Raw genomic sequence first — 208 nt, forward strand, 5'->3', positions numbered from 1 at the left:
CTCCGTTTACTTCGGCTCCGTCTCCGAGAAGGTGGAGTTTTGCCTTGAATGCATCTGCGTCCGGTCTGATTCCGTCCTGATTATTTCCGTCTTCCCATCTCTTGGTTATCGTAATCTCAGTGGTATCAGGCGTATGAACGTTTGTTATCGTTCCTCCGTTTACCGCGCTGTTGTTATCCGTTGCATATCCCGCTATCGCTCCTTCGCT

The 208-nt window shown here is 50.0% G+C and carries 1 protein-coding gene; it reads right to left on the bottom strand.

What is annotated here, in order from left to right:
- The coding region (locus ACYQ1N_RS07615) for a Cna B-type domain-containing protein (protein WP_459834531.1) at nt 1-208 on the bottom strand (208 nt) is incomplete at both ends.

The sequence above is a fragment of the Howardella ureilytica genome (assembly GCF_054657495.1).